Origin of the sequence: Acinetobacter sp. IK23, from assembly GCF_035615275.1 — a bacterium.
GTDB classification, from domain to species: domain Bacteria; phylum Pseudomonadota; class Gammaproteobacteria; order Pseudomonadales; family Moraxellaceae; genus Acinetobacter; species Acinetobacter seifertii.
This window is the reverse complement of record NZ_JANBNX010000047.1, coordinates 1-9,366: the sequence shown is the minus strand read 5'-3', so window position 1 is coordinate 9,366 and position 9,366 is coordinate 1. Positions and strand designations below refer to the sequence as shown.

Genomic DNA, 9,366 nt, shown 5'->3' with positions numbered 1-9,366 from the left:
CACGATTAATGAGAGCTCGGTTATATGAAGACCAATTGGTTGTGCGATAAATTTTTGGTGTCGACTTATTCATTTGAAAATTATATTGTGGAATAAGCCTTTAGAGATAGGTTTGTGCAACAAAGCCTTTCAAAAGTAAAGATTATTATCATTTTGAAAATGACAAACTTTAACAAGCAGAAATCTTTTGTAAATGAATGCCAACTTAATCAACTAAACAGATACTTTTAATTTTAGTAAAATTAAAACTGTCTTTAATTTGTGAATGTCTAATGGAGAACCATGAAATCACTCTTCAAGACGAACATCATAAACAATTTAAGATTGTCAAAGTTCAAGATGTTCGTTTTGATAGTAATACACTGACTCATAGTTACCAATGGTTATGGGTATTTGATCATAGTTCAGAGTTTTTCCCATTTGAACTATGGGATCAACTTGATAATGCGACCGTTCATCAAAAAATAAGAATGAATAATCAGGTCTTTATGATTATCAAGATTCTGACAAAGAAAACCAAACTACGGTATTCCTGAGTAAACATTTTTCTATTATGTTTTAAATAAAATTACTAATTTATTCATTTGCGGTACGTAACCATGGCGTAACTGTTAACCCAGTGAGTACTCCTTCAGAACTTAAAAAGCGAGTAACTGACTGCCCCCATGGTTCTAAACGATTATTTACCAATAGTTGATATCCTTTAGAAATCATATGAGCTGAAGCTTGATTAATATCCTCAACTTCAAACTCAATCCAACTTTGAGGAACAGTAAATTCTTCGGGCCATTCTTTTCGACCAAAGCAGGACTCTGCTGCTTGATGTAATGGCCACAGTGCAAAGTGTTTTACACCGCCCAGCTCGCCATCTTCTGTACTCATATAAGATTCATTACCTTCCATCGCTTTTATTGGAAGGTTTAATGTGTCTTGATAGAGTGCTTTACTCTCTTCATTAACTCTTGTAATTGGTCCAAATCCAGCAACAAAAAATACCTTGATAGGAGACATTTTTAATAACTCATTTTTATAAAGTAATAGGTTCTTTTATACTTGAAATAATTCATTTTTTAAACATTAATTATTTTCTTGTCAATTTATGCCTAAATATTTTAAGGATCCTCTTATCACTATCATCACGTCAATCATAAATAATTTATTTTTTGAGTTTTTAAAATAATTATTACTATTTCTTTTAGAAGAAATTTTAGAAAAAATTGCCCAGAGAATGTTTAAATATGCCGACAAAAAAACCTCGCCAATGCGAGGCTTAAATGTTCTAAAATTTATTTACTCAGGAGCTTTTCAACATTCTTTTCAATTAATTTTTTACTTTGATTATTCATTAAATAAAAGTAAAAAATTAATCCAAAAAATACTGCAGCATAAAGTATAATAGCCCATATGTACTTCAATATATTTTCAAATAACATATGATTCATCATATCTACATCAATATTAATTCCAAAATTATGTACATATCGACTTAAGAACAAGGCAATACAATAAATTAAGATAGGAACTGCAAGAATTCCTGTCCAGATGTTAATTTTGTTTTTCTTAACTTCAAGTTTCTCGAAGTCATCATCACCAAAATTTTTTAAATCTCAATAACTTGTTTGTTTAAATCATCTTTTAAGGAGATAGGTAATCTCCTATCTTTAATATGATATTGAACGTCTTTTAATATTTCCGCATTTTCCAGAGATTCACCTAAAACTCTTAAATTTCCCATAAATAACTATAATACAATCAATAAAAAAATGGATTTTAGTAGAAATTCTATATGAGAAACTGCTTTTTAACATAAAAGTAATAAGTTAATTCGAATAAAAAATCCAGAAGATGCTTTAACTTTTCTAAACACTTTCCTATTTCCAATAGTTTTAATAAGATCAATTTTTATGAGAAACTTGGATTAAATTAGAGTAGTAAAAGAGAGTTATTTTGCTACTTGTTTTTAGATTAACTCTAATATTACCGATAGAGAAAATTTTATTTATACAAGCTTTCTCTAAAAATATTCTGTAGATAACGGACTGGAGTAGTGCCTATATGTTGACGGAAAAAAATGATAAATGCACTATCACTGATAAACTCCAGTTGTTGCGCCACCTCACTTATTTTTATACCTTCAGATAGCAATTTCTATTGCTCTTAATAATGTCCATTGTTATCTCCAGTTCTGATCAGTCTTTTTCTTAATTTTTTTGTCAAAAAACATCATATTAGATAAATTTTCGTATAAATTACCCTTCTAGGTGAGCTGAGCAATCTAAAGGAATGAAATGACGCTTAAACAATTAAAAGCTTTTTTAGCACTTGCACGTACACTCAACTATGCCAATGCATCTTTAGAGCTACATCTAAGCCAATCTGCCTTAAGTCTTACCATCAAAAGTTTAGAAGAAGAGTTAGGCGGTAAACTCTTTAACCGTAATACACGCCGTGTTGAGCTTACCCAAGAAGGCAAATCCCTCATTCCCTATGCAAAAAAGTTACTAGCCAACTGGGATGAGATGGAAAATGATGTTAAACAACGCTTTAAACTTAATCGGGGAACTTTAAGTATTGCATCTATGCCCTTTGTGACTCATGCAATTTTACCTGAAGTAATTCACCAGTTTTTAGCTGTTCATCCTAATCTTAATTTTTCAATTCACGATATTCCAAATGAGACTATTATAGAAAAAGTACAAGATGGTATTTTTGAGCTTGGTATTTGTTTTGAACCAGATCTCACAGAAGGCTTAGAATTTAAGCCCCTATTTGAAGAAGATTTCTTGGCTCTATTGCCAAAGACTCATCCACTTGCTCAATCATCTTCTATTACATGGCATGAGCTTTGTTCAAATCCATTCGTGACCTTACAGAAACCTTCAATTGTTCGTTATTTAGTTGAGCAAAATTGTTTGCGAAATAACATAACGCTCGATTTAAAAGTGGAATGTCATCAAATTTCATCACTCTCAAGTTTTGTGGCTTATGGTATTGGAGTAAGTGCAATTCCTAGACATTTCGCAAAACACATTGATAAAGAACATAACGTGTTGATTGAGTTAAAGGATGAAGCTATTCATAAGACTGTGGGAATTGTTTATAAGAAGAACTTCGAGATTTCAAATATTTCTACTCAATTTATCGAGGCTTTGATTCAATATAAATTTTAAAAAATTAAAGACTGTCTTTTAAGATGAATTAAGTACACGGTTAAGATAAATTTATTAATTATTATAATTTTCAGTTAATTATGATAATTTTTTAATATTTTTTGCTCAGTATAAAACTGATCTTTTGTTATAAATTTGATACTATTCATTGATTATACTTATTAATCCTTTAAAAAAATTAACTTCTATAACGCAAAATGTGATGCTAAAACTAAATTACTAAGGGATATAGGAAAACAACAGAATGAATAAAGTTTATGCCAATGCAGAGGCAGCACTGAAAGATGTTATTGCAGATAATCAAACACTTGCTGTAGGCGGTTTTGGTTTATGCGGAATTCCTGAAAAACTAATTGTTGCAGTTAAGCAAAGTGGTGTAACTGGTCTAACTTGTATTTCAAATAATGCAGGTGTAGATGATTTTGGTTTAGGTATTTTGCTTAAAACCAAACAAATCAAAAAAATGATTTCTTCTTATGTAGGTGAAAACAAAGAGTTTGAGCGCCAATATTTAAATGGTGAACTTGATGTGGAGCTTACACCACAAGGTACTTTAGCTGAAAAGTTACGTGCTGGCGGAGCTGGGATTCCTGCATTTTATACTCAAACTGGCGTGGGTACCCTCATTGCAGAAGGTAAAGAAGAACGTACGTTTCATGGCAAAAACTACATTTTAGAAGAATCGTTAACAGCAGATGTAGCTCTTGTAAAAGCATATAAGGCAGATAAAGCAGGTAATTTAGTATTCCGTAAAACTGCTCAAAATTTTAACCCTGAATGTGCGATGGCTGGAAAAATTACAATCGCAGAAGTGGAACAAGTGGTTGAAATTGGTGAATTAGATCCGGATGAAATCCATTTGCCGGGTATCTATGTAAACCGCATTGTACTGAATGCATCACCTGAAAAACGTATTGAGCATAAAACTTTAAGCACGGAGGCAGTATAAAATGGCTTGGTCACGTAACGAAATGGCACAACGTGCTGCAAAAGAACTTAAAGACGGTTTTTATGTCAATTTAGGTATTGGCTTACCTACCCTTGTTGCTAACTATATTCCAGGAAATATTAATGTTTGGCTTCAGTCTGAAAATGGTCTATTAGGTATTGGTGAGTTCCCAACAGAAGAAACTGTCGATGCCGATTTAATTAATGCTGGTAAACAAACGGTTACTGCTCGTGCTGGTGCTGCATTTTTCTCAAGCTCTGAATCTTTTGCCATGATCCGTGGTGGTCATGTCAACATTGCAATCTTGGGCGCCATGGAAGTTTCTGAAAATGGTGACTTGGCTAACTGGATGATTCCAGGTAAGAAAGTTAAAGGTATGGGCGGCGCAATGGACTTGGTTGTTGGCGTACAAAAAGTTGTAGTGCTTATGGAACACTGCGCAAAAGATGGTACGCCAAAAATTGTGAAAAACTGTAGTTTGCCTTTAACAGGTAAAGGTGTGGTTCATCGAGTCATTACTGACTTAGGTGTAATGGACATTACTCCACAAGGTGTTGAGCTGATTGAACTTGCTAAAGATGTCACGCTTGAGCAGATTCAAGCCGCTACAGGTGTCGAGTTTTATAAAACCTTAGTCGCGTAAATTCTAAGATTTAGTTAGCTGTACAAGACTCAAGTTAGAAAGTGAGCTTGAGTCTTAACCCTTTTAAGCACCGGATGTGCTGTCTATAAATAAGAATGAGAAGGATTTTTCAGCTATGGAAAAACAGCAAGGAATTTTTGAAAGATTTGCTCTTCGGATTAGTGACTGGTCTGAAAAATGGTTTCCTGATTCATATATTTTTGCATTACTCGGCGTCATTATTGTGTCTATTGCCGCTTTGGGTATTGGTGCCCCAATTCACGATGTGGCCACTTCATTTGGTAACGGTTTTTGGAGTCTTATTCCCTTTACCCTACAAATGACCATGCTCATTATTGTAGGTTATGTCGTTTCTGTATCTAAGCCCGTCAAATACATCATCCAAAAAATGGCACGTATTCCAAGTTCTGGTCGCGGTGCCATTGTTTTGGTAGCAACTGTCAGCTTATTAATTTCACTGGTCAATTGGGCTGTTAGTACAATCCTTACAGCGCTTTTAGTGATTGCATTAGCTAAACGTAAAGAGCTGAATATGGATTACCGTGCAGCAGCTGCGGCAGCAATCATTGGTATGGGGGCGACTTGGGCACTAGGAATCAGTTCTTCAGCAGCGCAGCTTCAGGCAAATAAAAGTAGCTTACCTGAGTCAATTTACAACCTAACTGGTGTTATTCCATTTACTGAAACTATTTTCCTTTGGCAATCAATTGCGATGACCATTATTTTGGTGATTGTTTCAATCGCTATTGCGTATTGGTCAGCTCCAAAAGGCAATAGTGTTAAAACGATTGATAGTTTTGATGTGCAGTTTGAAGAAGACAAGCCACATGAAGACAAATCTAATCGTCCGGGCGATTGGTTAGAAAACTCACCTATTTTAACGATTATTGTAGTGGCTTTAGGCTTAATCTGGATGTTTTTTGAGTTTTCAAAAAGTAATCCAATTATTGCAATTTCAAGCTTAAATACTTACAACTTTGTGTTTTTAATGCTTGGCTTAGCATTACATGGCACGCCTCGAAACTTCTTAAATGCTGTTGCAAAGGCAGTTCCAGCCGTATCAGGAATTTTAATTCAATTCCCTTTGTACGGAAGTATCGCTTTTATTATGACCCAAGCTTTAAATAGTCAGGATTTATCGCTGTCTCATTATGTTGCCGAGTTTTTCGTTTCAATTGCGTCAAAAGAAACCTTTGCGATTGTGATGGGAGTTTACTCTGCCATCCTTGGATTCTTTGTTCCTTCAGGTGGTGGAAAATGGATTATTGAAGCCCCATATGTTATGCAAGCGGCAAATGATTTAAAGGTTCATTTAGGTTGGTCTGTACAAATTTACAATGCAGCCGAAGCTTTACCAAACTTAATCAATCCATTTTTTATGCTTCCAATGTTAGGCATTTTAAAACTAAAAGCAAAAGATGTGATTGGGTTTACAGTCACTCAGCTCGTTGTGCATTTTCCTTTAGTTTTATTCTTGCTGTGGTTCTTTGGTAGAACGCTCAGTTACACCCCTCCAACTTTTTAATTTAGTGGCGCCTTTGGTTTAGGCTAAAGGCAAATTTAGCAAAAACACCAATAAGAGATATTAAGATGAGTTCAATAGTTATAGTTTCAGGTAGCCGTACTGCAATGGGTGGTTTTCAGGGTAGTTTATCTTCTCTAACCGCTCCAGATCTTGGCGCTGCTGTCATCCGTGAATCAATCCAACGTGCAGGTGTTAAACCTGAACAAGTAGATGAAGTTATTTTCGGTTGTGTATTGAGTGCAGGTATTGGTCAAGGCCCTGCTCGCCAAGCTATGCGTAAAGCAGGTGTACCTGATCATGTCGGAGCTGTGACCATTAATAAACTGTGCGGCTCTGCTATGAAAGCTGTATTAATGGCATCAGATACTTTAAAAGCAGGCAGTGCCAATATCATTGTGGCTGGCGGCATGGAATCTATGACCAATGCACCTTATATTTTGCCGAAAGCTCGCTCTGGTTACCGTATGGGTCACGCCGAAATTAAGGACCATATGTTTTTAGATGGCCTTGAAGATGCTGAAACAGGCCGTTTAATGGGTTCTTTTGCTCAAGATATGGCAAACACCAAAGGCTTTACCCGTGAGCAAATGGATAACTTTGCGATTTCTTCACTTAAAAAAGCGCAAACTGCCATTACCGAAGGTTACTTTAAAGAAGAGATTGTTCCTGTTGAAGTAAAAACTCGTAAAGGTGTGGAAGTTGTTGATCAAGATGAGCAACCATTAAAAGCAAATCTTGAGAAAATTCCGACTCTACGTCCCGCTTTTAGTAAAGATGGTACAATTACAGCAGCGAACTCAAGCTCAATTTCTGATGGTGCTGCTGCGTTAGTACTTACTACTGAAGAATATGCACAGTCTCATGGTTTAAATACCTTAGCAAAAATTGTTGCAACGTCTACTCACTCGCAGCATCCAAGCGAATTTACAATTGCTCCAATTAGTGCGATTCAAAAAGTGCTTGAGCGCGCTGGCTGGTCTGTTGACGAAGTAGATGCTTGGGAAATTAATGAAGCTTTTGCAATGGTGGCAATGGCACCAATTCATGAGCTAGGAATAGATGAAGCAAAAGTTAACGTACATGGTGGCGCTTGTGCGTTAGGTCATCCAATTGGCGCTACAGGTTCAAGAATTATTCTTTCTCTCATTTATGCATTAAAACGCTTAGGTAAAAAGAAAGGTGTTGCAGCCCTATGTATTGGTGGCGGTGAAGCAACTGCTGTTGCAATTGAAATCTAATTAAAAAATAAAAGAAGATGTAAGGACTTTCCTTACATCTTCTTTTTTATAAATAAAATTCTTAAGCTGTTTTAAATAGCTCATAGCAAGTTTGACGGAACCATTTATGACTACTCTTATGGTGGCAAGACATATGCCAATGTTGCTTAACGTCATAAGTTGGAAAATCAAGCGGTGCAGGTAAAATTTGTAAGTTCTCTCTAACCAATAAAACTTGGCTTAAATAATATGGAACAGTGGCAATCGCATCTGTTTCCTGAACAACTAAACCTACACCTAAGTAACTTGGTAAGCGAATTAAAATATTTCGATCCAACCCTTTATTCTGCAACTCATTTTTAATGTGATAATGCCCAATACCTGCATCAATATCGATATGATATTCGCGCATATAATCTTCTAAAGTAAAGTTATTCGGGTCTAAACGCGGATGGCTTTTTGAGCTAATCACAACATAGTGTTGACGGAAAAACTTCTGCTGATAAAAACCTTCTTCTAATTGTGGCAAGAAACCTATCGCCAAATCAATTTCACCATTTGCCATTTGATAGCTGGTTTCTGGCGTAATCGGTCTAATATTTAAACGAATGAGAGGTGCTTTTTCTTTTAAATAGTTAGTTAATTGTGGCAATAAAACCAAATGTGATACATCAGTCATTGCAATGGTAAACAGCTGATCTGACGTTAGCGGATCAAAGTTCACATTAAAGTTATTAATACTTTCAACTTTATCAATCACTTCACTAATCAGAGGAAAAATCTGCTTTGCAAGTTCGGTCGGAATCATTTCATTTCCAACTCGAATAAACAAAGGATCATTAAAATGTTGGCGAATTTTGTTTAGACCGTTACTTACACTCGGCTGTGTTAAACCAATAGCATCTGCAGCCATTGAAACACTTTTGAACCGATAAATATGATAAAAAATATTTAATAATCTACTGTCTAGATCAAACAAAATTGTCTCCGCTTGGACTCAATAATCCAGTGAAATAAGTTCAAAAGCAGGTATAAATGATAGAAAGATTCCTATGCCCTACTTTTGACTTATTGAAATTTACTCTAAATTAGCAAAGAACTTAGATGAGGGGCAATGCTTTATCATGCCTTTCATCATGAAGACCCAAGCATAATCTACTTATTTGATTAATTTATATATAAATATCGTGTACTTCATCTTGCGAATGAGTATGCGTTATTGTTCTTGCTGGGCTTTAAAACCATTCCATATTTGTTGTACCGATTTATTATCGCTCAAATTATTTTTAAAGATATAAATATCTTGTGCGAGGCAATATTCTTGCTGATCTAAAATAACTAATTTTCCAGCTGCAAGGTCTTCTTCAACATTAATTTTTGGAATCCATGCAACCCCTAAACCTTGTAAAACCAGTTCTTTTAAGTTAGTTGCATTGTCCGTTTCATATAACGTTTTATAAACAAGTTTACCTTCTATCAGTTGGTCTACCAATTTTCTTAAGTAAGCATGTTTGCTATAGGCAAGCAAAGCAAAATTGCTTTGTATTGTATGTTTAGGGCTATGGTCAGGTTCTGTAGCAGAAACAGGAACAATAACTGTCTCGGCAATTTTAATACCACTTAAAATATCATCTCCAACTTTTCTAATATTGCTTTTATCTGCATAGCAAATCATGAAATCACAGGCACCTTCTTTTAACAAAGACAGGCCTTCTCCACTATTCGTTGCGACAATTGATCCTAGCCAAAATAATGGACAGTACTTCCCTCTAAAGATAACGTAACGTTAACTTTGGAGATCCAAGAAATGGCCAAACGTTTTAGTGCTGAATTTAAACAGCAAGCAATTGATTATGCACTTT

Annotated in this window: 8 protein-coding genes and 2 pseudogenes; 6 read left to right on the top strand and 4 right to left on the bottom strand. The window is 35.1% G+C overall.

Going from position 1 to position 9,366, the window contains the following annotated elements:
* Window positions 1-272: 272 nt before the first annotated feature.
* On the top strand, window positions 273-536 hold the full coding sequence (locus tag MSG95_RS18435; RefSeq protein ID WP_077165388.1) for a hypothetical protein: 264 nt from the start codon (window positions 273-275) through the stop codon (window positions 534-536).
* A 40-nt stretch (window positions 537-576) separates the two neighbouring features.
* Here MSG95_RS18435 and MSG95_RS18430 read toward each other — a convergent pair whose 3' ends face one another.
* Both MSG95_RS18430 and MSG95_RS18425 read right to left on the bottom strand, forming a co-directional pair.
* Entirely contained in the window at window positions 577-1,011 is a 435-nt protein-coding gene (locus MSG95_RS18430) for a glyoxalase (protein ID WP_077165387.1), read from the bottom strand.
* Window positions 1,012-1,286: 275 nt separating this feature from the next.
* Window positions 1,287-1,735: pseudogene (locus MSG95_RS18425) on the bottom strand (DUF6097 family protein).
* Window positions 1,736-2,288: 553 nt separating this feature from the next.
* Between MSG95_RS18425 and MSG95_RS18420 the strand changes: the two are divergent.
* The 5 genes from MSG95_RS18420 (at window position 2,289) to MSG95_RS18400 (ending at window position 7,525) form a co-directional block, all read left to right on the top strand.
* A complete protein-coding gene (locus MSG95_RS18420) occupies window positions 2,289-3,170 on the top strand; it encodes a LysR family transcriptional regulator (RefSeq protein WP_049065395.1) in 882 nt (293 codons plus the stop codon).
* A 244-nt stretch (window positions 3,171-3,414) separates the two neighbouring features.
* Window positions 3,415-4,119, top strand: a complete 705-nt coding sequence (locus tag MSG95_RS18415; RefSeq protein WP_019459101.1) for a CoA transferase subunit A — start codon at window positions 3,415-3,417, stop codon at window positions 4,117-4,119.
* A 1-nt stretch (window position 4,120) separates the two neighbouring features.
* Window positions 4,121-4,762: a 3-oxoacid CoA-transferase subunit B gene (locus tag MSG95_RS18410; protein ID WP_077165385.1), complete on the top strand. Its 642-nt coding sequence runs from the start codon at window positions 4,121-4,123 to the stop codon at window positions 4,760-4,762.
* A gap of 115 nt (window positions 4,763-4,877) precedes the next feature.
* Window positions 4,878-6,287, top strand: coding sequence for a short-chain fatty acid transporter (locus tag MSG95_RS18405; RefSeq protein ID WP_077165384.1), 1,410 nt, complete (start codon window positions 4,878-4,880; stop codon window positions 6,285-6,287).
* A 65-nt stretch (window positions 6,288-6,352) separates the two neighbouring features.
* A complete protein-coding gene (locus MSG95_RS18400; RefSeq protein ID WP_077165383.1) occupies window positions 6,353-7,525 on the top strand; it encodes a thiolase family protein in 1,173 nt (390 codons plus the stop codon).
* A 61-nt stretch (window positions 7,526-7,586) separates the two neighbouring features.
* On the opposite strand, the gene MSG95_RS18395 is transcribed toward MSG95_RS18400, so the two are convergent.
* A complete protein-coding gene (locus MSG95_RS18395) occupies window positions 7,587-8,483 on the bottom strand; it encodes a LysR family transcriptional regulator (RefSeq protein WP_004887299.1) in 897 nt (298 codons plus the stop codon).
* 237 nt (window positions 8,484-8,720) lie between these two features.
* Window positions 8,721-9,239, bottom strand: a pseudogene (locus tag MSG95_RS18390) (LysR substrate-binding domain-containing protein); the annotation flags it as partial.
* Window positions 9,240-9,366 lie beyond the last annotated feature (127 nt).